General features: G+C 37.8%; 22 protein-coding genes and 2 other annotated features. Of the genes, 18 read left to right on the plus strand and 4 right to left on the minus strand.

The window, feature by feature from the left end:
• The first annotated feature begins 78 nt into the window (after positions 1 to 78).
• The 9 genes from K5S59_RS02845 (at position 79) to K5S59_RS02885 (ending at position 11,744) form a co-directional block, all read left to right on the plus strand.
• Entirely contained in the window at positions 79 to 972 is an 894-nt protein-coding gene (locus K5S59_RS02845; protein WP_000409735.1) for a cation diffusion facilitator family transporter, read from the plus strand.
• 101 nt (positions 973 to 1,073) lie between these two features.
• Entirely contained in the window at positions 1,074 to 3,413 is a 2,340-nt protein-coding gene (gene recJ / locus K5S59_RS02850; RefSeq protein ID WP_120450894.1) for a single-stranded-DNA-specific exonuclease RecJ, read from the plus strand.
• A gap of 47 nt (positions 3,414 to 3,460) precedes the next feature.
• Positions 3,461 to 3,973 carry an adenine phosphoribosyltransferase gene (locus K5S59_RS02855; RefSeq protein WP_000346221.1) on the plus strand — a complete coding sequence of 171 codons (513 nt, stop codon included), beginning with the start codon at positions 3,461 to 3,463 and terminating at the stop codon, positions 3,971 to 3,973.
• Positions 3,974 to 4,184: 211 nt separating this feature from the next.
• Complete coding sequence (relA, locus tag K5S59_RS02860; protein WP_001262800.1) at positions 4,185 to 6,368, plus strand: GTP diphosphokinase; 2,184 nt, start codon at positions 4,185 to 4,187, stop codon at positions 6,366 to 6,368.
• 17 nt (positions 6,369 to 6,385) lie between these two features.
• Complete coding sequence (locus K5S59_RS02865) at positions 6,386 to 6,826, plus strand: D-tyrosyl-tRNA(Tyr) deacylase (RefSeq protein ID WP_001266958.1); 441 nt, start codon at positions 6,386 to 6,388, stop codon at positions 6,824 to 6,826.
• A 213-nt stretch (positions 6,827 to 7,039) separates the two neighbouring features.
• Positions 7,040 to 7,216: a hypothetical protein gene (locus K5S59_RS02870; RefSeq protein WP_001242605.1), complete on the plus strand. Its 177-nt coding sequence runs from the start codon at positions 7,040 to 7,042 to the stop codon at positions 7,214 to 7,216.
• Positions 7,217 to 7,270: 54 nt separating this feature from the next.
• Positions 7,271 to 7,501, plus strand: a binding site (T-box leader).
• A 69-nt stretch (positions 7,502 to 7,570) separates the two neighbouring features.
• Positions 7,571 to 8,842, plus strand: coding sequence for a histidine--tRNA ligase (gene hisS / locus K5S59_RS02875; protein ID WP_033656406.1), 1,272 nt, complete (start codon positions 7,571 to 7,573; stop codon positions 8,840 to 8,842).
• Positions 8,843 to 8,854: 12 nt separating this feature from the next.
• On the plus strand, positions 8,855 to 10,630 hold the full coding sequence (gene aspS, locus K5S59_RS02880) for an aspartate--tRNA ligase (protein ID WP_000840887.1): 1,776 nt from the start codon (positions 8,855 to 8,857) through the stop codon (positions 10,628 to 10,630).
• Between the two features lie 346 nt (positions 10,631 to 10,976).
• Positions 10,977 to 11,744 (plus strand): tRNA threonylcarbamoyladenosine dehydratase, encoded by a 768-nt coding sequence (locus K5S59_RS02885; protein WP_000903182.1) that lies wholly within the window; start codon positions 10,977 to 10,979, stop codon positions 11,742 to 11,744.
• 443 nt (positions 11,745 to 12,187) lie between these two features.
• Here the strand turns inward: K5S59_RS02885 and K5S59_RS02890 are convergent, their stop codons facing one another.
• Positions 12,188 to 12,829, minus strand: a complete 642-nt coding sequence (locus K5S59_RS02890) for an RsfA family transcriptional regulator (protein WP_000857720.1) — start codon at positions 12,827 to 12,829, stop codon at positions 12,188 to 12,190.
• 37 nt (positions 12,830 to 12,866) lie between these two features.
• A complete protein-coding gene (locus K5S59_RS02895) occupies positions 12,867 to 14,153 on the minus strand; it encodes a replication-associated recombination protein A (RefSeq protein ID WP_000812939.1) in 1,287 nt (428 codons plus the stop codon).
• Positions 14,154 to 14,445: 292 nt separating this feature from the next.
• Between K5S59_RS02895 and cymR the strand changes: the two genes are divergently transcribed.
• The 7 genes from cymR to K5S59_RS02930 all read left to right on the plus strand — a co-directional run bounded on the left by cymR (position 14,446) and on the right by K5S59_RS02930 (position 20,841).
• Entirely contained in the window at positions 14,446 to 14,862 is a 417-nt protein-coding gene (cymR, locus tag K5S59_RS02900; protein WP_000704116.1) for a cysteine metabolism transcriptional regulator CymR, read from the plus strand.
• Positions 14,863 to 14,897: 35 nt separating this feature from the next.
• Positions 14,898 to 16,043, plus strand: coding sequence for a cysteine desulfurase family protein (locus K5S59_RS02905; RefSeq protein WP_098258453.1), 1,146 nt, complete (start codon positions 14,898 to 14,900; stop codon positions 16,041 to 16,043).
• A gap of 16 nt (positions 16,044 to 16,059) precedes the next feature.
• The gene (gene mnmA, locus K5S59_RS02910) at positions 16,060 to 17,175 is read left to right on the plus strand and encodes a tRNA 2-thiouridine(34) synthase MnmA (RefSeq protein WP_001038022.1); all 1,116 of its coding nucleotides are present in this window, start codon (positions 16,060 to 16,062) and stop codon (positions 17,173 to 17,175) included.
• A 110-nt stretch (positions 17,176 to 17,285) separates the two neighbouring features.
• The gene (locus K5S59_RS02915) at positions 17,286 to 17,945 is read left to right on the plus strand and encodes a tetratricopeptide repeat protein (RefSeq protein WP_120450893.1); all 660 of its coding nucleotides are present in this window, start codon (positions 17,286 to 17,288) and stop codon (positions 17,943 to 17,945) included.
• 96 nt (positions 17,946 to 18,041) lie between these two features.
• Positions 18,042 to 20,378, plus strand: a complete 2,337-nt coding sequence (gene recD2, locus K5S59_RS02920; protein ID WP_048541427.1) for an SF1B family DNA helicase RecD2 — start codon at positions 18,042 to 18,044, stop codon at positions 20,376 to 20,378.
• Between the two features lie 127 nt (positions 20,379 to 20,505).
• Positions 20,506 to 20,694 carry a hypothetical protein gene (locus K5S59_RS02925; RefSeq protein ID WP_000469281.1) on the plus strand — a complete coding sequence of 63 codons (189 nt, stop codon included), beginning with the start codon at positions 20,506 to 20,508 and terminating at the stop codon, positions 20,692 to 20,694.
• 18 nt (positions 20,695 to 20,712) lie between these two features.
• A complete protein-coding gene (locus tag K5S59_RS02930) occupies positions 20,713 to 20,841 on the plus strand; it encodes a YrzQ family protein (protein ID WP_001053553.1) in 129 nt (42 codons plus the stop codon).
• A gap of 35 nt (positions 20,842 to 20,876) precedes the next feature.
• On the opposite strand, the gene K5S59_RS02935 is transcribed toward K5S59_RS02930, so the two are convergent.
• On the minus strand, positions 20,877 to 21,089 hold the full coding sequence (locus tag K5S59_RS02935; protein WP_000242555.1) for a hypothetical protein: 213 nt from the start codon (positions 21,087 to 21,089) through the stop codon (positions 20,877 to 20,879).
• 176 nt (positions 21,090 to 21,265) lie between these two features.
• Here K5S59_RS02935 and K5S59_RS02940 point away from each other — a divergent pair, with 176 nt between their 5' ends.
• The gene (locus K5S59_RS02940; RefSeq protein ID WP_000793126.1) at positions 21,266 to 22,333 is read left to right on the plus strand and encodes an AI-2E family transporter; all 1,068 of its coding nucleotides are present in this window, start codon (positions 21,266 to 21,268) and stop codon (positions 22,331 to 22,333) included.
• Between the two features lie 38 nt (positions 22,334 to 22,371).
• On the opposite strand, the gene K5S59_RS02945 is transcribed toward K5S59_RS02940, so the two are convergent.
• Positions 22,372 to 22,716: a PH domain-containing protein gene (locus tag K5S59_RS02945; protein ID WP_120450892.1), complete on the minus strand. Its 345-nt coding sequence runs from the start codon at positions 22,714 to 22,716 to the stop codon at positions 22,372 to 22,374.
• A 181-nt stretch (positions 22,717 to 22,897) separates the two neighbouring features.
• Positions 22,898 to 23,117, plus strand: a binding site (T-box leader).
• A 40-nt stretch (positions 23,118 to 23,157) separates the two neighbouring features.
• On the opposite strand from K5S59_RS02945, the gene alaS reads away from it, so the two are divergent.
• A complete protein-coding gene (alaS, locus tag K5S59_RS02950) occupies positions 23,158 to 25,800 on the plus strand; it encodes an alanine--tRNA ligase (protein ID WP_048541432.1) in 2,643 nt (880 codons plus the stop codon).
• Positions 25,801 to 25,812: the final 12 nt, after the last annotated feature.

Genomic DNA, 25,812 nt, shown 5'->3' on the forward strand with positions numbered 1-25,812 from the left:
AGATGGAAGAAAGTGGTGGTGTTATCGCTGTTTTTGCTACAATAAAAAGATAGGTTAAGAAAAGAAGGGATTTTAATTATGGAAAAAGATGAACGTTTTAAACAGGCCGAGTTTGGTGCTATTGTCGGGATCGTTGGTAATATTATATTAGCGATTGTAAAGGCGGTAATTGGTTATATTGGGAACAGTAAAGCACTATTAGCGGATGCCGTGCATTCTGCATCAGATGTAATTGGTTCGCTCGCTGTACTGTTTGGATTGCGAGCAGCAAAGCAACCGCCTGATGAAGATCATCCGTATGGTCATGGTAAAGCGGAATCGATTTCAGCAATTATTGTTGCGGTATTATTATTTATTGTAGGAATCGAGATAGCAATTTCGTCTATAAAAGCTTTTTCGCAAGAACTAGAACCACCGAAAGGAATTACGATTTTTGCTGTTGTTCTTTCGATTGTCGTGAAAGAAGGAATGTTTCAATATAAATTCCGATTAGGGAAGAGAGTAAATAGTGATGCAATTATTGCAAATGCATATGAGCACCGTTCGGATGTGTTTTCTTCAATTGCAGCTTTAATTGGTATTTGTGCAGCGATTATTGGTGGTAAGTTCGGATTAGACTGGCTTGTATATGCCGATCCAATTGCAGGATTATTTGTTTCACTTCTTGTTGCAAAGATGGCGTGGAGTATTGGGGCCGAAGCAATTCATGCAACGCTTGATCATGTTCTTCATGAAGAAGATGTTGTGCCGCTTAGAGAGGCTGTACTTCAAATAGACGGTGTGAAAAAAATTGGCTCTTTATATGCAAGGGAGCATGGTCATTACGTTATTGTTGATATTAAAGTTTCTGTAGATCCATACATTACTGTAGAAGAAGGGCACCGCATTGGAAAGCATGTGAAAGAAACGCTTATGAAACAAGATAACGTACAAAATGTGTTTGTACATATAAATCCGTATTCTCCAAATTAAACATTATTAACATTTCAGTATATAGATATTGCGTCGTAGTTTGCATTATATTGTCACCCCTTAATCTGTCTTGTATAATGAACAGGTTAAGGGGTGATTTCGTGTTACAACCGAAGACGCGTTGGAAAGAAAAAGAATATAATAATGAGCGAGTGAGTGAATTAGCAAGTAAATTACAATTATCACCACTTGTCGTTTCGTTATTCCTCGGTAGAGGACTAGATACAGAAGATAAGATTTTAGATTTTTTAAATACAGAAAATCAAGAATTTCATGATCCATTTTTATTAGAAGGAATGGATAGAACGGTAGAACGTGTAAATAAGGCGATTCAAAATGGAGAGCAAATATTAATATTTGGTGACTACGATGCGGATGGAGTAAGTAGTACGACTGTGTTATATCTTGCCTTGCAAGAATTAGGTGCAGACGTAGAATTTTACATTCCAAACCGTTTTACAGAAGGATATGGACCAAACGAAGAAGCATTTCGTTGGGCACATAGCGCAGGATTCTCACTAATTATTACTGTCGATACTGGTATCGCAGCAGTACATGAAGCGAAGGTAGCGAAGGAGCTTGGAATAGATCTTATTATTACAGATCACCATGAGCCACCACCAGAATTGCCAGAAGCACTTGCGATTATTCATCCGAAATTAGATGGCGGTGTGTATCCGTTCCACTATTTAGCTGGTGTAGGTGTTGCGTTTAAAGTTGCACATGCACTACTAGGCCGTGTACCAGAACATTTATTAGAAATTGCAGTAATTGGTACAGTAGCCGATTTAGTGTCACTTCATGGTGAGAATAGATTGCTAGTGAAGCGCGGTTTAAAACATATGCGCATGACGAAAAATATCGGACTAAAGGCGCTATTCAAAGTTGCTAACGTTTCGCAAAGTGAAATTACAGAAGAGAGTATTGGCTTCTCCCTCGCACCGCGTATTAATGCAGTTGGACGTTTAGAAGATGCTACGCCGGCTGTACATCTTTTATTATCAGATGATCCAGAAGAAGCGAAAGAGCTAGCTGAAGAAATTGATGAGCTGAACAAACTGCGAAAAGATATTGTAAAGCAAATTACAGAAGAAGCTATCGCTGAAGTGGAAAATAATTTCCCACCAGAAGACAATAAAGTACTAGTACTGGCAAAAGAAGGCTGGAATCCAGGTGTAATTGGAATTGTCGCATCTAAATTAGTTGAACGTTTTTATCGTCCAACGATTGTATTATGCATTGATCCTGTAAAAGAAACAGCAAAAGGTTCAGCACGTAGTATTGCAGGATTTGATTTATTTGCAAACTTGTCAGATTGTAGAGAGTTATTGCCACACTTCGGAGGACATCCGATGGCAGCGGGAATGACGCTACATATGAATGATGTAGCTGAATTGCGCCGCCGCTTAAATGAACAAGCAGAGGTAATTTTAACAGAAGAAGATTTTATTCCAATTACAGCTGTTGATGTTTTTTGTAAAGTGGAAGATGTAACGCTTGCAGCAATTGAAGATATGCAAAAGTTAGCGCCATTTGGTGTTGGAAATCCAAAACCGCGTATTGCAGTGAAGGACGCAGAGCTAGAAAGTATTCGTGCAATCGGATCAGATGGTTCTCATTTGAAAATGGCTCTTCGCGATGGACAAGCGACACTGGATACAATCGGATTTGGTTTTGGTGCGTATGCGAAAGAAATTTCTCCAGTTGCAAAGGTATCTGTAATAGGAGAAGCATCTATCAATGAATGGAATAATTTTAAGAAGCCGCAATTAATGGTACAAGATATTGCTGTAGAAGCGTGGCAATTATTTGATTGGCGTAGTATGCGTAACGTAGAAGCGAATGTAGCAGAACTTCCGAAAGAAAAAATTACGATGGTGTATTTTTCTGAAGAGGTATTGAATAAATTTTCTTTAGAAGACTATAAAGAGCATATTATGCATGCATCAGAAGTAACCCAATTGGATGATCAATACATCGTGTTACTTGATTTACCAAAAGGAACAGATGAATTACGAGATTTATTTAAAGTTGGGTTCCCATCGCGAATTTATACGCTATTTTATCAAGAGAATAATCATTTATTTAGTACTGTTCCAACGAGAGAACACTTTAAATGGTACTATTCGTTCTTGAGCCAAAAAGCACCATTTTCTTTAAGACAATACGGAGCACAACTTTGTCAACATAAAGGTTGGTCAAAAGATACAGTAAATTTCATGACACAGGTGTTTTTTGAGTTAGAATTTGTTACAATAAAAGATGGCGTCATTTTTATGGCAGACAAAAAACAAAAGCGTGATTTAATTGAATCGAACACATATCGTGAGAAAATGAACCACTTACAATTAGAAAAAGAATTGGTTTATAGCACATATCAGCAACTATATACATGGTTTGAAACGATTCGTAATCATAAAGAAGTAGAACAGTTAGGGTAAAGGATTTGTATTTACAAACCTTTTAGATCTGAGGAGGATTCAGAAATATGGATTTCAAGCAACATATCGCAATTGTACCGGATTATCCAAAAGAAGGTATTGTATTTAAAGACATTACACCGTTAATGAACGACGGTAAAGCATACAAAGCAGCAACAGATGCGATCGTTGAGTATGCAAAGAAAAGAGACATTGACGTTGTAGTGGGGCCAGAAGCACGTGGCTTTATTATTGGTTGCCCAGTTTCTTATGCATTAGAAGTAGGTTTTGCACCAGTTCGTAAATTAGGGAAATTACCACGTGAAGTAATTACAGTTGACTACGGTAAAGAATATGGTAAAGATGTTTTAACAATCCATAAAGATGCAATTAAGCCAGGTCAACGCGTATTAATTACAGATGATCTATTAGCTACAGGTGGAACAATTGAAGCGACAATTAAGCTAGTTGAAGAACTTGGCGGAGTTGTAGCTGGAATTGCATTCTTAGTAGAGCTTACTTACTTAGATGGTCGTAAAATGTTAGATGGTTACGATGTATTAGTATTAGAAAAATACTAATCACTATATAGGTAAAACTACGGTGATAAAAAGTACCCGTGAATCTCTTGGAGAGGAGCGGGTACTTTTGTATAATTGCACAAAAAAAATAAGGTGAAATGTCAGTAAAATCTTTTCCTTTTCACAATTCACAATCATTAGGTTATAATGATAGAATATAATTTATTCTACTTAATTAAGATAAAGTCAATTTTCAATAAAAGGTGATTCGATGGCAAATGAGCAGGTACTAACAGCTGAACAGGTACTCGAGAAAGCAAGTCAATATTTAGCGGATGAAGATATTGAGCTAGTGGCACGTGCCTATGAATATGCACGTGATGCGCATAGCGAACAATATAGAAAATCGGGTGAACCGTATATTATTCATCCAATTCAAGTTGCAGGTATTTTAGTTGATTTACACATGGATCCAGCTACAGTATCAGCAGGTTTCTTACATGATGTAGTGGAAGATACAGAGATTACATTAGAAGATATTGAACGGGAATTTAATAAAGAAATTGCTATGCTTGTCGATGGTGTAACAAAGCTCGGAAAGATTAAATATAAATCTCATGAGCAACAACAAGCAGAAAACCATCGCAAAATGTTTATTGCAATGGCTCAAGATATTCGAGTTATTTTAATTAAACTAGCTGATCGTCTTCATAATATGCGTACATTGAAACATTTGCCTCAAGAGAAGCAGCGTCGCATTGCGAATGAAACGTTAGAAATCTTTGCACCTTTAGCACATAGACTCGGAATTAGTACTATTAAATGGGAGTTAGAGGATACGTCACTTCGCTATTTAAATCCTCAGCAATACTATCGTATTGTAAATTTAATGAAGCGTAAACGTGCAGAGCGTGAAGAATATTTAGACGAAGTAATGACTGGTATTCGTGAGAAATTAAAAGAGGTTTCAATTCAACCTGAGATTTCTGGAAGACCAAAGCATATTTACAGCATTTATCGTAAGATGGCACTGCAAAATAAACAGTTCAATGAAATTTACGATTTATTAGCTGTACGTGTCGTTGTCAATAGTATTAAAGATTGTTATGCAGTGCTTGGAATTATTCATACGTGCTGGAAGCCGATGCCAGGTCGTTTTAAAGATTATATTGCGATGCCGAAAGCAAATCTATATCAATCTCTTCATACGACTGTAATTGGGCCGAAAGGTGATCCGCTTGAAGTGCAAATTCGTACGAAAGAAATGCATGAGATTGCAGAATTCGGGATCGCGGCGCACTGGGCGTATAAAGAAGGAAAAACAGCAGAAACAACAGGTACATTAGAGAAGAAACTTACTTGGTTCCGTCAAATATTAGAATGGCAAAATGAAGCTTCTAATGCAGAAGAGTTTATGGAGTCATTAAAAATTGATTTATTCTCTGACATGGTATTCGTCTTTACACCGAAAGGCGATGTAATGGAATTGCCACTTGGATCTGTTCCGATTGACTTTTCGTATCGCGTGCATTCAGAGATTGGAAATAAAACAATTGGTGCAAAAGTAAATGGGAAAATGGTGACACTTGATTATAAATTAAAAACTGGTGACATCATTGAAATTTTAACATCGAAACATTCGTATGGACCAAGTCAAGATTGGGTGAAACTTGCCCAAACATCTCATGCGAAAAACAAAATACGTCAATTCTTTAAGAAGCAACGTAGAGATGAAAATATTGAAAAAGGCCGTGAACTTGTTGAAAAAGAAGTACGTGGCTTAGAGTATGAGATGAAAGAAGTGCTAGCTCCTGACAATTTAAAACGTGTTGCTGAGAAGTTCAATTTTGCAAATGAAGAAGATATGTTTGCAGCAGTTGGATATAGCGGGATTACAGCGTCGCAAATTGTTACGCGACTAACGGACAAATTCCGTAAGCAACGTGAAGAAGAAGAGATTGTTGAAGTTAAAGAAGTTCGTAAACCGATGAAAATTCGAAAATGGGATTCTGGCGTTAAAGTAAGTGGTGCGGATAATTTATTAATTCGTTTATCAAAATGCTGTAACCCGGTTCCAGGTGATGATATCGTTGGGTATATTACGAAAGGCCGAGGTGTATCGATTCACCGCCGTGATTGTGTAAATGTTCATACAGAAGAAGCTATAGAACGTTTATTAGAAGTAGAGTGGGAAGGTAGCCCTGAAAAAGAAATTGAGTATAACGTTGATATCGAAATTTCAGGTTACGATCGCCGTGGCTTATTAAATGAAGTATTACAAGCTGTTACAGAGACGAAAACGTACATTTCGGCAGTTTCTGGTAGAAGTGACCGTAATAAGATGGCGACAATTAATATGTCAATCTCTATTCGTAACTTACAGCATTTGAAAAAAGTAGTAGAACGCATTAAACGTGTTCCAGAAATTTATGCAGTACGACGCATGATGCATTAATAGGGAGTGTAGAAAAGATGAGAGTTGTTTTACAACGATCAAAAGAAGCGTCTGTCACAGTAGACGGTGAGATCGTAGGACAAATTCCGTTCGGTTTAACATTACTAGTTGGCATTACGCATGAAGATACAGAAAAAGATGCAACTTACATTGCAGAAAAAATTGCGAACTTACGTATTTTTGAAGATGAGAGCGGAAAGATGAACCATTCTGTACTTGATGTAGAAGGACAAGTTCTATCAATTTCGCAGTTCACATTATACGGAGATTGCCGCAAGGGAAGACGTCCAAACTTTATGGATGCTGCAAAACCTGACTATGCAGAGCGTTTATACGATTTCTTTAATGAGGAAGTTCGTAAACAAGGATTGCATGTAGAAACAGGGACGTTCGGAGCAATGATGGATGTTTCTTTAATCAATGATGGTCCGGTGACCTTAATTGTGGATAGTAAATAGTGTTATTTAAGAAGAGAGGGTGGTATCATCCTCTCTTTTTTATACATTGTTGTATGTTTTGTTCATTTATCACGCTATTTGTGTACAGTGAACCTCACGGATGAGAGGTTCACTTACTTTGAAATCAATAGCTTTTTCGTTTATGTATAACTCTCTCATCAATATGGAACAATAAAAAGTAAAACATCCATATTGAATGTGAGGGATATACGTATGCGTATGAATGAAAAAGGGCATTCTGTTACAAATGGTGCAAATCAATTGTTTAACGTGAATTTTCATGATTTTATTTCAAAAGAGCAAAACAATACTTCAATGGAGCTCGCTTCTGAGTTTGGAATTTCTCTTCAAGATGTAAAGCGTCTAAAGAAGCAGATTGAACGCTCTTAGAGTACTTGACAATCCTACTCAACAAACGTATAGTAATTTTATATTTACATATGAATATAACCGTTGATAGAGAAGAGTAAATGAGACACACATGGCAAGAGAAGAAATGTCTTAGGCTGAAAACATTTCTACATGATGACTGATTGAATGACACTCTAGAGGTTTCAACTTGAACGGCGTATATGCTTAGTAGGGATGAACGCACATTTAAGCGTTATTAAAAAAGTGGAAGCATTCGTGCTTCAATTAGGGTGGCACCACGGGTATAATACTCTCGTCCCTACTGTTCAAACAGTAGAGGCGGGAGTTTTTTTATTTTTATTAAAATTAAAACAATTTGAGGAGGAACTGAATATGTCTATTCAAATCCCACGCGGAACGCAAGATATTCTTCCAGGCACTGTTGAGTTATGGCAGTATATCGAAGGGCAAGCACGCGAAATTTGCCGTCGTTACAATTATAAAGAAATTCGTACACCAATTTTTGAACACACTGAGCTATTTTTACGTGGTGTTGGTGATACGACAGATATCGTACAAAAAGAAATGTACTCATTCCAAGATCGTGGAGAGCGTAGTTTAACATTACGTCCAGAAGGTACTGCACCTGTTGTACGTTCTTACGTTGAAAACAAAATGTTCGGTGACGCAACACAACCAACAAAATTATACTATATCGGCCAAATGTTCCGTTACGAAAGACCACAAGCAGGTCGCTATCGTCAATTCGTACAATTCGGTATTGAAGCAATCGGTAGTAACGATCCTGCAATTGATGCAGAAGTAATTGCACTTGCTGTAGAGTTTTACCGCGGCATGGGCTTAAAAAATATTAAAGTTGTATTAAACAGCTTAGGTGATGCGGCGAGCCGTCAAGCACACCGTGATGCGTTAATCGCACACTTCGAGCCACGTATCGGCGAGTTCTGTTCTGACTGTCAATCTCGTTTAGAAAAGAACCCTCTTCGTATTTTAGATTGTAAGAAGGACCGTAACCATGAATTAATGGGAACAGCACCATCTATTACAGAATACTTAAACGAAGATTCAGCAGTGTACTACGACAAAGTTCAAGAACTATTAACGATGATGGATGTTCCATTTGAAAAAGATCCGAACTTAGTACGTGGTTTAGACTACTACCAACATACTGTTTTTGAAATTATGAGTGAAGCAGAAGGATTCGGTGCTATCACTACATTAAGCGGTGGTGGACGTTATAACGGACTTGTACAAGAAATCGGTGGACCAGAAATGCCAGGTATCGGTTTTGCAATGAGTATTGAACGTTTAATTATGGCACTAAAAGCTGAAAACATCGAATTACCAATTGAACATAGTATCGATTGTTACGTTGTAGCTCTTGGTGAAAAAGCAAAAGACCATGCTGCGAAAGTTGCGTTTGATCTTCGTAAAGCTGGATTATCAGTTGAAAAAGATTATTTAGATCGCAAAATGAAAGCACAATTTAAATCAGCAGATCGTCTAAAAGCGAAATTTGTAGCTGTATTAGGGGAAGATGAGCTAGATAAAGGCATCATTAACTTAAAAGATATGGCAACAGGCGAACAAGAAGAAGTAGCATTAGATGTATTTGCTTCATACGTAGCAGAGAAATTAATATAGGGGGAACTTACAGTGGCTGAAAGAACACATGCATGTGGAAAAGTAACAGTAGAAGCAGTTGGACAAACAGTTCAATTAAAAGGTTGGGTACAAAAACGCCGTGATTTAGGTGGATTAATCTTTATCGACTTACGTGACCGTACAGGTATCGTACAAGTTGTATTTAACCCAGAAACATCAAAAGAAGCGCTAGAAGTAGCAGAAACAATTCGTAGCGAGTACGTATTACACGTAGAAGGTACAGTTGTTGAGCGTGGTGAAGGCGCAATTAACGACAATATGGCAACTGGTCGTATTGAAGTACAAGCAACGAAAGTAAACGTATTAAATGCAGCGAAAACAACGCCAATCATTATTGCTGATGATACAGATGCATCAGAAGATGTGCGTTTAAAATATCGTTATTTAGACTTACGTCGTCCTGTAATGTTCAACACATTCAAAATGCGTCACGACGTAACGAAAACAATTCGTAACTTCTTAGACACAGAAGATTTCTTAGAAGTGGAAACACCAATTTTAACGAAGAGCACACCAGAAGGAGCTCGTGACTATTTAGTACCAAGTCGTGTACATGATGGTGAATTCTATGCATTACCACAGTCTCCACAGTTATTTAAACAGCTTCTTATGGTCGGCGGATTTGAGCGTTACTATCAAGTAGCACGTTGTTTCCGTGACGAAGATTTACGTGCAGACCGTCAACCAGAATTCACGCAAATCGATATCGAAGCTTCATTCTTAACACAAGATGAAATTTTAGATATGATGGAGCGCATGATGACGAAAGTTATGAAGGATGCAAAAGGTGTAGAAGTGAGTGCACCATTCCCTCGTATGAAATACGCTGATGCAATGGCTCGTTACGGTTCTGATAAGCCAGATACACGCTTTGAAATGGAACTAACAGACCTATCTGAATTTGCAGCAGGTTGTGGCTTCAAAGTATTTACAAGTGCTGTAGAAAGCGGCGGACAAGTAAAAGCAATTAATGCAAAAGGTGCTGCGAGCAAATACTCTCGTAAAGATATTGATGCATTAACTGAATTCGTAAAAGTATACGGTGCAAAAGGTCTAGCTTGGCTTAAAGTTGAAGAAGACGGCTTAAAAGGACCGATTGCGAAATTCTTCGGTGAAGAAGAAGCAAACGCGTTAATGGCTACATTAGAAGCTACTGCTGGCGATTTATTACTATTCGTAGCAGATAAGAAAAGCGTTGTTGCAGATAGCTTAGGTGCACTTCGTTTACGTCTAGGTAAAGAGCTTGAGTTAATTGACGAAAGTAAATTTAACTTCCTATGGGTAACGGATTGGCCACTTCTTGAGTACGATGAAGATGCAGATCGTTACTTCGCAGCTCACCACCCATTCACAATGCCATTCCGTGAAGATGTTGAGCTATTAGAAACAGCACCAGAAAAAGCACGTGCACAAGCATATGACCTTGTATTAAACGGTTATGAGCTTGGTGGTGGATCACTTCGTATTTATGAGCGTGACGTACAAGAAAAAATGTTCAAAGCACTTGGATTCTCACAAGAAGAAGCACAAGAGCAATTCGGATTCTTATTAGAAGCATTTGAATACGGTACGCCACCACACGGCGGTATCGCATTAGGTTTAGACCGTCTTGTTATGTTACTTGCAGGCCGTACGAACCTTCGTGATACAATTGCATTCCCGAAAACAGCAAGCGCAAGCTGCTTATTAACAGAAGCTCCAAGCCCAGTTGCAGAAGCACAGCTTGAAGAGTTGAACTTAAAATTAAGCTTAAAAGAAGAGAAGTAAGAAAAAAGTCTAGATGGTTATACTATAGCCGTCTAGACTTTTTTTGAGAGGAAGTTTAAAAAGTCCGGTTCAGATGGCAGTCGCATCTCGTCGTTGCTTCGCCAGTCCGGTGCTCGAGTAGTAAACGCTACACTGTGCTCCTCCTGGCTTCAGCGCCTCGATCTGCTTGGTTCTCTAAATCCTCCTTTTTAAACGTATATTTTGGAAGAACTAAAATCCGGTTTATACTATGTTTTTATGCTCGAAATATGTATTTTTAGGAATTCTATAACTTTTTCTATACAAATAGTCGGAAAAACGCTAGAATACATGGTAGACCATTTTTGTAATAGGAGTGTAGAGCTGAATGTTACATCAATTTTCACGTAATGAATTAGCCTTCGGTAAAGAAGGACTTGAAATATTAAAAAATAGTACAGTCGGTATTTTAGGAATTGGCGGCGTAGGGTCATTTTCGGCAGAGGCGTTAGCGCGTTCTGGCGTAGGACGTCTTGTATTAGTTGATAAAGACGTTGTAGATATTACAAACGTAAACCGTCAAATTCACGCTTTAGTATCTACTGTAGGACGTTCAAAAGTAGAGTTAATGAAAGAGCGTATCGCAGACATTAACCCAGAGTGCGAAGTAATTGGACTAGAAATGTTTTATACTGATGAAACATATGAAGAGTTCTTTAAACACGGTTTAGACTTCGTAGTGGATGCATCGGACACGATCACGTTCAAAATTCATTTAATTAAACAATGTTTACGTCGTAAAATTAAAATTATCTCATGTATGGGTGCAGCAAATAAAATGGACCCAACTCGTTTCCGTATTGCAGACATCTCTAAAACACATACAGATCCAATTGCGAAAGTAATTCGTACGAAACTTCGTAAAGAGGGTATTAAAAAAGGTGTAAAAGTTGTCTTCTCTGACGAAAACCCAATCGTAATTCGTGAAGAAGTACGTAAAGAAATCGTACCAGACGAAAATGCAAAAATTCGTAAAGCGAAATTACCACCTTCATCAAATGCATTCGTACCATCTGTGGCAGGCTTAATTATGGCAAGTCACGTTGTACGTGAACGCATTAAAAACGTAGAAGTGAAACGTGTAGGGCAAGAATAAAGTAAAAGCATATATCCATTTCGGATATATGCTTTTTTTGTATGTATTAAAGAAATAGGGATATTTGCATTACTACTAGTTCAAATGTAAGTAAGGCTAGTAAGTAATGATCATATTTATCTGATTTATAGGCGGACGTCTTTTTTAAACTGTTAATGGTGAAAAGAGCCAAAGTTAGGACGAGAACACCGAGTGTTATTTTGAAGACTATGAATGAAATAGTAACCATCTCCCTTCAAACGTATATGTTTATAGTAATATTTAAGTAAAAAATATCCAATTCATTTCAGAAGTTTCCTTGTATGAAAGGGAGGATATTTCGTTAATTTTTGTCGGTAAATCGATATTCCTTGTCGAATCGTCGATATAATTTCATGTACCAACATACTCTTTAACGAAGAAAAACAGGGATGTCACTTAGTCAAAAAAGTGACATCCCTTTTCTAATTCTCTGCAGAATATATAATATCTAAATTTCCATTTTGATCTGTCTTGAAAATGGGAGCGATCTGTTCTTCTTGTTCTTCAACGGAAACGAGTTTTCGAGCACGGTCCATAATTCTAACAAGCATTGCATAATCTTCTTCGATTGCTTGTTGTTTTTTTGAGAGTACTGCTAATTTTGCTTCGAGTTCATGATTCGTTTTTTGCAGGGATGTGAGCTGAGCTTGTAATACGTCATTTTCAGTTTGTAACTTTGCGAGTGAAGGGTTATTGTGCTCTAAGTTTTGCAAAAATGAAATGACACTTTGCATTGTAAGTTCTTGTTTATTTGGCGTAATATCTTCTGAAAACTCGGCATCGATTACGAGTTGTTTCGTTTGCGTGAAATGCTCTTTTTCTATTTTAGCTTCAGAGCGTTTTAATTCTTTACGTTGTTTTTTTGCAAGTTGCACCGCATCTTCGTAATTCGGTCGTACTTCAGCATTCCATCTAAAGCCGCAAGCTGCTGAAGTGCGGTTCAATGTATCGCCGACTTCATCGAATGCTTTTATTTGTGTACTGCCGCTACGAATATGTCGTAAAACAGTTTCTGCTAAAAGGAGATCGTCTTCTTTTGTCCATGCATCTTGACGTGTTTTCATAAGCGAAGCCTCCATAATGGTGACGTTTTCGCTTATGTTACCCTTTATTTTTCGTTTTATTCGAACTTTGTAATCTTTCATATACAGTAGAAAGTGCTTGCTCAAATTTCCCTGTCGTTTTCGGTTTATAATATTGTTTGTTTTTAATTTTATCAGGTAAGTATTGTTGTTGTACCCAGCCATTTGGATTGTCGTGTGGATATAAGTATCCAATGCCTCTGCCAAGTGATTCTGCGCCTTTGTAATGACTATCTTTTAAATGACTTGGGATGTCGCCTGTTTGACCGTTACGTAAATCGTGTAGTGCAGCATCAAGTGCTTTATAAGCTGAGTTTGATTTTGGTGATAGGCAAAGCTCGATAACAGCATTTGCAAGTGGTATGCGTGCCTCTGGGAATCCAACTCGTTCAGCTGATTCTATAGCTGCTAGCGTACGCGGTCCGGCTTGCGGGCTAGCAAGTCCGATATCTTCATAGGCCATAATAAGAAGACGTCTACCAATGCTTTGTAAATCACCAGCTTCAATAAGGCGTGCTAAATAATGAAGTGCTGCATTTACATCACTTCCGCGCACTGATTTTTGAAATGCCGATAATACGTCATAATGAGCATCTCCGCCTTTATCGTGAACGAAGCTCTTTTTTTGCAAGCATTCTTCTGCAATTTCTAGTGTGATTTCCGCAGCTTTGTCATCCGTTGTAAAGCTAGATAAAACAGCTAGTTCAAGTGCGTTATAAGCGGAACGCATATCTCCGCCTGAAGCATTTGCGAAGTGATGTAATGCTTCAGGCGTAACGGTTACATCATACTCGCCAAGACCTTTTTCTTTATCTTCAAGTGCTCGTTTTAAGCCGATTAAAAGATCATCTTCTGTTAATGCGTGTAATTCGAAGATTTGACAACGACTTCGAATAGCAGAATTAATAGCATGGAACGGATTACTCGTCGTTGCACCAATTAAGGTAAGGAGTCCACTTTCTAAATGAGGTAATAGAAAATCCTGTTTTGCTTTATCTAGACGGTGTACTTCATCTAAAATTAAAACGAGGTGTCGATGCATCTTTGCCTCTTGTACGACAACTTCCATATCTTTTTTATTATGAGTAACAGCGTTTAATAGGCGAAAAGGGGTTCCGGTACTTCCTGCAATTGCGCTCGCAATGGATGTTTTTCCAGTGCCTGGAGGACCGTATAAAATCATAGATTGAAAATGATTTGCTTGGACCATTCGCCATAAAATTTTTCCTTCACCAACTAAATGTTGTTGTCCGATAATTTCTTGAATATTTGTAGGGCGCATTCGATGTGCGAGTGGTTGTTTCATTTTTACCGTCTCCCTTAATGTATAATCTCTTTCTATCGTATCATTTTTTTTAGTGGAATTTGAAATAGGATGCCGTTTTGTGGGAAAAATGAATATGAATATTTTCATTTTTCTTTCAATTGTAATAATTTCCGAGTTTTTCAATGTGATTTTATGTTATCATTTTGATACACAAGTTGAAATTTCTTATAATACTATATTATGCTATAATTTCATAGGATTTTAAATTGTGTTCTTTTATAAATAAGATATAACCAATAGAAGTGAAAATTTGAAAAGAGGTGCAAAATAGATGAAGATTTCAACGAAAGGCCGCTACGGCTTAACAATTATGATCGATCTTGCAAAAAAGTTTGGTGAAGGTCCGATTTCCTTAAAATCAATTGCGCAGGCACATGACTTATCGGAACATTACTTAGAGCAATTAATTTCACCACTTCGTAACGCTCGTCTAGTAAAGAGTACGCGCGGGGCATATGGCGGATATGTATTGTCAGATCAGCCAGCTAACATTACAGCTGGGGATGTAATCCGTGTACTAGAGGGTCCAATTAGTGTTGTAGAAATGATAGAAGAAGAAGAACCAGCACAACGCCAATTATGGATGCGTGTTCGTGATGCGGTGCAAGAAGTGTTAGATAGTACAACGTTAGAAGATTTAGTACGTTATGAGGAAGAAAATCACGGGGGCTATATGTTTTACATTTAATTCCTTGTGAAACGATTTGGAAAGAAGGAGATTTAATGGAACGCATTTACTTAGATCATGCTGCGACATCTCCGACTCACCCAGAAGTGGTCGAAAAGATGATTCCATATATGACAGAAACATTCGGGAACCCGTCTAGTATTCACTTTTATGGACGTCAAACGCGCCATGCAGTAGATGGGGCGAGACGTGTGTGTGCACGTAGCATTCATGCGAATCCGAATGAAATTATATTTACGAGTGGTGGTACAGAAGCTGATAATTTGGCACTTATCGGTGTAGCACGTGCGAATCGCCATAAAGGTAACCATATTATAACGACGCAAATTGAACATCACGCAATTTTGCATACGTGTGAATTGTTAGAGCGTGAAGGGTTTGAAGTCACATATTTACCTGTTGATGAAACAGGACGCGTTCAAGTTTCTGACATACAAAAGGCATTAACGGAAGAGACAATTCTCGTATCCGTTATGTTTGGGAATAATGAAGTTGGAACGATGCAATCAATTGCGGAAATAGGTAAGCTATTAAAAGAGCATCAAGCTTATTTCCATACAGATGCGGTACAAGCTTACGGATTAGTAGAAATAGATGTGAAAGAGTTCGGCATTGATTTATTATCGATTTCAGCTCATAAAATTAACGGGCCGAAAGGTGTAGGGTTCTTATTCGCTGGTGCAAATGTGAAATTTGAACCGTTATTAATAGGCGGGGAGCAAGAAAGAAAACGCCGTGCTGGTACTGAAAATGTACCGAGTATCGTTGGTTTACAGCACGCAATTTTGCTAGCTGAAAAAACTCGTGAGCAAAAAAATGCCCAATACGAAGAGTTTAAAGATATAATGGTATCTGTCTTCAAAAATGAAGACATTACTTTCGAGGTAAACGGAAACTTAGAATATCGCTTACCGCATGTGCTTAATATTAGTTTTACAGGAATGAACATTGAACCGTTTCTTGTGAACTTAGACTTAGCTGGCATTGCGGTATCAAGTGGTTCTGCTTGTACAGCTGGTTCAATTGATCCATCACATGTATTAGTAGCGATGTTCGGAAAAGACTCCGATCAAATACGTTCATCCGTACGCTTTAGTTTCGGACTTGGAAATACGAAAGAGCAAATTGAGAAAGCGGCGTACGAAACAGTGAAAATCGTGAAGCGATTAACACAAAATTAGCATGGGAGGTGACATGATGAACAAACTACCTCAAGAAACACGCGTTGTCATCGGGATGTCCGGTGGCGTCGATTCATCTGTAGCAGCTCTTTTATTAAAAGAGCAAGGTTATGATGTAATCGGAATTTTTATGAAAAACTGGGATGATACAGATGAAAATGGTGTCTGCACAGCAACAGAAGATTACAATGATGTAATTGAAGTGTGTAACCAAATTGGCATTCCGTATTATGCAGTAAACTTTGAAAAACAATACTGGGATAAAGTATTTACGTACTTCTTAGATGAGTACCGAGCTGGTCGTACACCAAACCCAGATGTAATGTGTAACAAAGAAATTAAATTTAAAGCATTTTTAGAGCATGCGATTGCGCTTGGTGCTGATTATGTAGCGACAGGTCATTATGCACGCGTTGCTTATATGGACGGCGAATATAAAATGCTTCGCGGCGTTGATGATAATAAAGACCAAACGTATTTCTTGAATCAATTAAGCCAAGAGCAATTATCAAAAACAATGTTCCCATTAGGTGAATTAAAGAAACCGCAAATTCGTGAAATGGCGACAGAAGCTGGTTTAGCGACAGCGGCGAAGAAAGATAGTACTGGTATTTGCTTTATCGGTGAGCGTAACTTTAAAGATTTCTTAAGCAACTATTTACCAGCGCAACCAGGTGTGATGCAAACATTATCTGGTGAAGTGAAAGGGAAGCATGACGGTTTAATGTACTATACAATTGGACAACGTCATGGCCTTGGTATTGGTGGTAACGGTGATCCGTGGTTTGCTGTTGGGAAAAACTTGAAAGAAAACATTTTATATGTTGATCAAGGATTCCATAACGAGCTTCTATATGGTGATGAAGTTATTGCTACGAATATCGGCTGGGTAAGTAATGAAGCGAAAGAAAAAGAATTTAAGTGCACAGCGAAATTCCGCTATCGTCAAGAAGACAATAAAGTAACGGTTCAAATCGTTGATGAAAATACAGTTCGTATTCTTTGTGATGAGCCAATTCGTGCAATTACACCAGGACAAGCAGTTGTTTTCTATGATGGAGATGAGTGCTTAGGCGGTGCTACAATTGATGAAGTGTACCGTAGCGGTAAGAAATTGGATTATTTAGGATAAAACGAGAAGCCTCTGCCGATTCGCGGTTAGAGGTTTCTTTTACATAAAGCGAATTTTCGTTCGCTTGGAAAATACATTCTTTGTTATAATTTGTTGTAGAGGTGAAGGACATGTCAAACAAACTTGAAACAGGTATTCAATATATGCAAGAAGGAAACTGGGAAGAAGCTGCTAAAAATTTCACAGAAGCAATCGAAGAAAACCCGAAAGATGCGCTTGGATACATTAATTTTGCGAACTTATTAGATGTACTAGGTGATAGTGAAAGAGCAATTTTATTTTATAAACGTGCATTAGAGTTAGATGATAAATCTGCTGCTGCTTATTATGGATTAGGAAACGTTTATTACGGTCAAGAGCAATTTGCAGAGGCTAAAGCTGTATTTGAACAAGCGATGAAAGCTGGATTACAATCAGCTGATGTAACATTTATGCTAGGTATTACACATGTTCAACTTGGAAATGATCGTCTTGCGCTGCCATTTTTACAAAGAGCAACAGAATTAGATGAAAACGATGTAGAAGCTGTGTTCCAGTGCGGACTTTGCTTTGCACGTTTAGAACATATTCAAGAGGCGAAACCTTATTTTGAAAAGGTATTAAAAATGGATGAAGAGCATGCAGATGCGTATTATAATTTAGGTGTTGCGTACGTATTTGAAGAAAATAACGAGAAGGCTCTTACTTTATTTAAGAAAGCAACTGAAATTCAGCCAGATCACTTTTTAGCTGGTAATGGTGTTCGTTTATTGGAGCAAGAAGCTGAATAAGATGAAAATATAGTTTAATGGGTAGTTATCCCTCATCTAAATAGGTGGGGGATGTACTGCTCATTAAAGTGAAACGAACCGGAAAGGAGAGGAAAGATGGGAAATCAACATGCAATGGATTTGTTTGAGGAAGATAAAAAGTTTATAAAAGCGCAAGTTCTTCATACCATTTTCCACAACGAAGAAAACCTCTATTCCGTTGTCAGTATGAAAGTCATTGAGACGAATGAAACGTACGACGAAAAAAAAGTGATGATAAACGGTCATTTTCCCCGCATGCATGAAGATGAAGTATTTACATTGACAGGGCATTTTAAAGACCATCCGAAGTATGGGAAACAATATTTAGTTGAAACATTTAAGAAAGAATTGCCGCAAACAAAAGCTGGTATGGTGCAATATTTAGCGAGTGATTTATTTAAAGGGATAGGAAAGCGTACAGCTGAAAAAATTGTGGATCATCTTGGGGAACATGCCATCTCTAAAATTATGGATGATCCGGATGCGTTAAATGGTGTTGTCAATAAGCAAAAAGCTCAAGAAATATATGAGACAATTGTTGAACATCAAGGACTAGAGAAAGTAATGAGTTTTTTAAATGGTTACGGTTTTGGAACGAAGCTTTCTATTAAGATTTACCAGCAATATAAAGAGATGACATTAGAAGTGATTCGTAATAATCCGTATAAGCTTATTGAAGAAGTGGACGGGATTGGATTTGGAAGAGCGGATGATATAGGACGTGCGTTAGGTATATCGGGTAATCATAATGACCGTGTACGTGCGGGTTGTTTTTATACGTTAGAGAATGTTTCATTGCAACTTGGTCATGTTTATATGGGGAAAAATCAACTTGTAAGAGAAACGATGTCACTTTTAAATAATCAAGAAGGAAGAGTGACCGAGGAAGACATTGTAGCTTGCGTTGAAATGATGCAAAGTGAAGGGAAAGTTATCATAGAAGAAGAACGAGTGTATTTAGCATCGTTATTCTACTCAGAAAAAGGTGTTGTAAAGTCTATTCGCAGGCTTATGAATCAGGAGGAAACACCCTCATTTCCTGAAGCAGAAGTGTTAAAGACGTTAGGTCAAATTGAAGAACAACTGAATGTACAGTATGCACCGTTTCAGCAAGAAGCGATTCAAACGGCACTTCATAAACCGATGATGTTATTGACAGGTGGACCAGGAACAGGGAAAACAACAGTTATTAAAGGAATTGTTGAAATGTATGCGTCACTTCACGGGCTATCGTTAAATCCGAATGAATACAGTGACGATAATCCATTTCCGATATTATTAACGGCCCCAACAGGAAGAGCAGCGAAGCGAATGAGTGAATCAACAGGGCTTCCAGCTTGTACAATTCACCGTTTACTTGGCTGGACCCCAGAAGGGTCTTTCCAGCGTAATGAAACGGATCCGGTACAAGGGAAATTGCTTATTATTGATGAATTTTCAATGGTTGATATTTGGCTTGCAAATCAGCTGTTTAAATCATTGCCGACTAACATTCAAGTTATCGTTGTAGGTGATGAAGATCAATTACCATCTGTAGGACCTGGACAAGTGTTGAAAGATTTATTGAATGCAGGTGCAGTTCCAACAGTGAAGCTTACTGAAATTTATCGTCAAGCGGAAGGCTCATCTGTTATTCAACTCGCCCATGCGATAAAAAATGGAACGCTCCCACCAGATTTAGCGCAAAATCAAAAAGATCGTTCATTTATCGGCTGTACAGGAGCTCAAATTGTTGAGGTTGTTAAGAAGGTTTGTGAAAATGCTAAGACAAAAGGGTTTAGCGCAAGAGATGTACAAGTACTGGCCCCGATGTATCGTGGCCCTGCCGGTATTAATGTACTAAACGAAGCGTTGCAAGAAGTGTTTAATCCGAAAAGGGAAAAGAGTAAAGAAATTGCTTACGGTGATGTTGTATACCGAAGAGGCGATAAAGTACTGCAACTCGTTAATCAACCGGAGAGTCAAGTGTTTAATGGTGATATCGGAGAAATTGTTTCGGTGTTTTATGCGAAAGAGAACGTTGAACAACAAGATATGATTATCGTTTCATTTGATGGAATTGAGGTAACGTATACAAAGCCAGACTTAAATCAAATTACACATGCCTATTGCTGTTCGATTCATAAATCGCAAGGTAGTGAGTTTCCGATTGTGATTATGCCGATAGTGAAAAGTTACAATCGTATGTTACGTCGTAATTTAATTTACACTGGTATTACAAGAAGTAAAAAGTTCCTCATTATTTGCGGGGAGGAAGCAGCTTTCCAATCTGGTGTAAATCGCCTTGATGATGCAATGCGTCAAACGACTTTAGCGAATCGTTTGCAAGAATCACAAGGAGAAGTACAGATGGTAACAGTTAATGGCGAAGAAATGGACGTGGAAAACATTTCACCGTATGATTTCATGTAACAAGGTGAAATTATATAGTGAAACTTTCAAACGTATATCGTTGAAAGGCTCCAGTAATGTATAAATGAATGCGGTTTGGACATAATGGCGAATAGAATCTGGGAGACTGTAAGGAGATGAAAGCCATATGTTCATTTGTCCAAATTGCAAAGGGAAAGACATTGGAAAAATAGGTGTCAACCAATTTTATTGCTGGAATTGTTATATCGAATTATCGGTTTCAAAAGGGAAAATCCATACGCATCAAGTAGAGGAAGATGGTTCATTAAGCTCTCTTGATGATTTATTTGATGAGAACGAAAGAACGATCGGATAACGAAAAGGGGGATTTACTTTGAATCTACGCAATTCATTAATCGCATTAGGTGTTGGAGCGGCAGCATATCAATATGCTCGCAAGCAAGATGTATTTTCAAAACGCAATATGAAAAAAGCACGTAAGATGATTAAATCTTATTTATAAGCGCAAAAAACTCCCTTCATCATAAGGGAGTTTTTTTATGCACTTGTATGTAAATATAAAAGTCCAATTTCAGAGAAGAGATAAGATAGGCCGTAACATCCAACGCCAAGCATTCCGTAATGAAATAACTGCTTCGCCCTTTCTTTTCGCGAGGAACGAATAAAGAAACCTTTCCAAATCCCAAACCCGATACAAACCCATTCAAGAATCATAAAAAGTGCTGATAATACGAGCATAAATAAAACCATTATTAGCCCTCCTGATTATATTGTTTCATGCTGCATTCTCAGGGGTGGTTGTCCTTGTTATGTTATGTATATGTATGTCTTTACAAAACAGTATGGTCTGCACGAAAAGATTTTAAAACTTTTGCACATAACCTACCCTGTTTATTTTCAAAATAAAGGTGGAGGAGGTTTTTCATGTGAAGAATCTTAAAATCATTTGGATATATCGTTTAGGGTTATTGTTACTTGTATTTCTTTGTTTACTTGTCTTTTTAAAAATTAAGCCGCTATGGGCACCGATTATTTTTGTATTTAAAGTGGCAATTACACCGTTTCTTATTGCATGCTTTATTGCGTATTTATTGCATCCTTTAATTGAAAAAATTCATAAAGAAGGGATGCCACGTACACTTGCTATCTTGCTTATTTACATCCTTTTCTTTGGCGGAATTGGTTATGGGATTTATAAAGGAACGCCAGTTGTTATTAAACAGTTACAAGAGATTAATGAACAATTTCCACAGTTTACAAAAATGTATGATTCTTGGATGGATGGCGTCACAGAACAAACAGCAAATTTTCCATCATTTATTCATGAAAAGGTGAAACAAATTTTTGTTGGTGTAGAAACGAAGATACAATCACTTTTAAATAAAGTGATGAGTACGGCTCGTGGTGTACTCGATTCGTTGCTTATTATTTTCTTAATACCGTTCATTGTATTTTACATATTAAAAGATTACGGTGAATTTTATCACATCTTTTGGAAACTAGTCCCAAGTAAGTGGCGTAGTACAGGGCAAATGCTGGCGAAAGAAATTGATAAGTCACTCGGAAGTTATATTCGAGGACAGTTGTTTGTTTGCTTAGTATTAGGGGGAGTATCTGTTCTTTCCTTTTGGTTTATCGGTATGAAATATCCACTATTACTCGGCATTATTATTGGGGTAACGGATATAATCCCGTACTTCGGTCCTATTTTAGGGGCGATTCCGACATTAATGATTGCGGCAACCGTATCAACGAGTTTACTCATTAAGGCGGGAATTACGATTGCTATTTTGCAGTTTTTGGAAAGTAACATTTTATCACCTTACATCGTTGGTAAGTCACTTCGTATGCATCCTGTTATTATTATGCTTGCATTACTAGTTGGAGGAGAGATAGCTGGGATTGTAGGATTATTAATATCAGTTCCAATTTTAGCGGTTATTCGTACAGTGATTGTTCATGTAAGACCTCTTTTGAAAAAAGAAAATGTGTAATAGGAAAGCCCTCTACTTATAAAAGTAGAGGGCTTTCATTATGTAGAGAGTTGCTCGTGTATTTGTTGAACGAGAGAGCTTACATCATTTGTTTGAATATGCTTTATTTTTTTCCATTCATTATCGTACATAAATATAATTTGATTGCTGAAAAGCCGCTTTTGCTCTTTTAGATTAGAAATGTTTGCAAAAGAGTACTCTTCAAATATTGGGTTCTTACTTACATCTGGTCCATAAAAGAAGAGCCGTTTGTTCGTTAAAATTAACAGCCCTGGCCTTGCGACGGAACGATAAATAAATATATCTAATGAACATGCTGCGTAAAACAAAATTGTTTCGTCATTCGTTAACATATTTTTAGCTTTGTTCAATAAGGTTGCCATAATAAAATATTCAGAAAGGTTTAGAGAAGCAGTACAATTTCTTGAAAAATGCATAATATATGAAAAGGCTGTTAAGAATGACTAGTAGAATAGCTATGATTAATAAGCGATTGATATAATATAAATGATTATCTACATTGACAAACTTAAGAGAATTCTATTATATTTAGTCATATAATACATTAAATCAATGACGGAAAAAGTACGTTACAGTCCATTTATAGAGAGAAGCTTCCATATGGCTGAAAGAAGCTTTAAATGAAGGGTAACAGAAAGCTAATCCTGAGAGCAGCTAATCACTGCCGTTTTGCCACGTTACGGCACCATGAGGTGATGAATTGATTGTTATAATAATCAATTCATAATTAGGGTGGTATCGCGAGTTAACTCTCGTCCCTTTTATAGGGGCGGGAGTTTTTTATATTTAAGGAGGAAAATACAATGAAACAACTAACAGGCGCACAAATTCGTCAAATGTTTTTAGACTTTTTCCAAGAAAAAGGACATGCAGTAGAACCTAGTGCATCACTAGTTCCGCATGAAGATCCATCTCTGTTATGGATTAACAGTGGTGTAGCGACATTAAAAAAATATTTTGACGGACGTGTAATCCCGCAAAATCCACGTATTACAAATGCCCAAAAATCAATTCGTACAAACGATATTGAAAACGTAGGGAAAACAGCTCGTCACCATACATTCTTTGAAATGTTAGGAAACTTCTCAATCGGTGATTACTTTAAAGAAGAAGCAATTACTTGGGCTTGGGAATTCTTAACGAGCGACAAATGGATCGGATTCGATAAAGAATTACTATCAGTTACAATCCATCCAGAAGATGAAGAAGCATTTACAATTTGGAATGAGAAAATGGGTGTTCCAAAAGAGCGCATCATCCGTTTAGAAGAAAACTTCTGGGATATCGGTGAAGGACCAAGTGGACCGAATACAGAGATTTTCTATGACCGCGGAGAAGCTTATGGTAATGACTTTAGTGACCCAGAATTATATCCAGGCGGAGAAAATGAGCGTTACTTAGAAGTATGGAACCTTGTATTCTCTCAATTTAACCATAATCCAGACGGTTCATATACACCACTTCCTAAGAAGAACATCGATACAGGGATGGGTCTAGAGCGTATGACATCTATCGTTCAAGATGTACCTACAAACTTTGACACAGACTTATTCATGCCGATGATTGGTGCAACAGAATCAATCTCTGGTGAGAAGTATCGTAATGGTGACTTAGAAAAAGATATGGCGTTTAAAGTAATTGCTGACCATATCCGCACAGTAACATTCGCTGTTGGTGACGGCGCTCTTCCATCTAACGAAGGCCGTGGTTATGTATTACGTCGTTTATTACGCCGTGCTGTTCGTTATTCGAAAAAATTAAACATCAACCGTCCATTCATGTTTGAATTAGTGCCGGTTGTTGGAGAGGTAATGAAAGACTTCTACCCAGAGGTACTTGAAAAGAAAGATTTCATAGCAAAAGTTGTGAAAAATGAAGAAGAGCGTTTCCATGAAACACTTCATGATGGGGAAGCAATTTTAGCTGAAGTTATCACAAAAGCAAAAGAAGAAAAAACAACTGTTATTTCTGGAGTAGATGCGTTCCGTCTATATGACACATATGGTTTCCCGATTGAATTAACAGAAGAATATGCAGAAGAAGCTGGTATGACAGTTGATCAGGAAGGCTTTGAAAGTGAAATGGAAAAACAACGTGAGCGCGCACGTGCTGCTCGTCAAGACGTTGATTCTATGCAAGTTCAAGGCGGTGTCCTTGGAGAAGTGAAAGTAGCGAGCGAGTTCGTTGGTTACGGTACAGTTGCAACAGAAAGTAACGTTGTTGCACTTGTGAAAAACGGCGAATACACAGATAGCTTACAAGCTGGTGAAGAAGGGCAATTAATGCTTGATGTAACACCATTCTATGCTGAGAGCGGTGGACAAATTGCAGACCGTGGTTACCTTCTTGCTGACGGCGTGAAAGTACTTGTAAAAGACGTACAAAAAGCACCAAATGGTCAAAACTTACACAAAGTTGTTGTTGAAGAAGGTACATTAACGAAAGATGCGGCTGTGAAAGCTATTATCGACACGAAAAACCGTAGTAGCGTTGTGAAAAACCATACAGCAACTCACTTACTACACCAAGCATTAAAAGACGTACTTGGGACGCATGTTAACCAAGCAGGTTCTCTTGTAACTTCTGAACGTTTACGCTTTGATTTCTCTCACTTCGGTCAAGTACAAGCTGACGAATTAGAAAAAATTGAGCGTATCGTAAACGAGAAAATTTGGGAAAGTATTGATGTTGAGATTTCTCAAAAAGCAATCGAAGAAGCGAAAGAAATGGGTGCAATGGCATTATTCGGTGAAAAATACGGTGATGTTGTACGCGTTGTACAAGTTGGCGATTACAGCTTAGAGCTTTGCGGTGGTTGTCACGTTGATAATACAGCTTCTATCGGTATTTTCAAAATCGTTGCTGAGTCTGGTATCGGTGCAGGAACGCGTCGTATTGAGGCGGTAACTGGTAAGTCTGCATACGAATTAATGAACGATCAAGTAGGTTTATTAAAAGAAGCAGCAGGAAAAATGAAAACAAACCCGAAAGATATTTTAACAAGAGTGGATGGTTTATTTGCTGAAGTAAAACAACTTCAAAAAGAAAACGAATCTCTTGCTGCAAAATTAAGCAATATTGAAGCTGGAAACTTAACTGATTCAGTAATGACAGTTGATGGTGTAAACGTATTAGCAGCGAAAGTAAACGTTGCAGATATGAACAACTTACGTACGATGATGGATGACCTGAAAAATAAATTAGAGTCTGCAGTTGTCGTATTAGCGTCTGTAAATGATGATAAAGTCAACATCTTAGCTGGCGTAACAAAAGATTTAATTAGCCAAGGTTACCATGCTGGTAAACTTGTGAAAGAAGTAGCTTCTCGTTGTGGCGGCGGTGGTGGTGGCCGTCCTGACATGGCTCAAGCAGGCGGTAAAAACCCAGCGCAAGTTGAGGAAGCTTTAGCATTTGTACAAGAGTACGTTAAATCTGTTTCAAAATAAAGAGATAGTAGT

The organism is Bacillus sp. BML-BC051 (assembly GCF_019656175.1).
Taxonomy (GTDB): domain Bacteria; phylum Bacillota; class Bacilli; order Bacillales; family Bacillaceae_G; genus Bacillus_A; species Bacillus_A mobilis.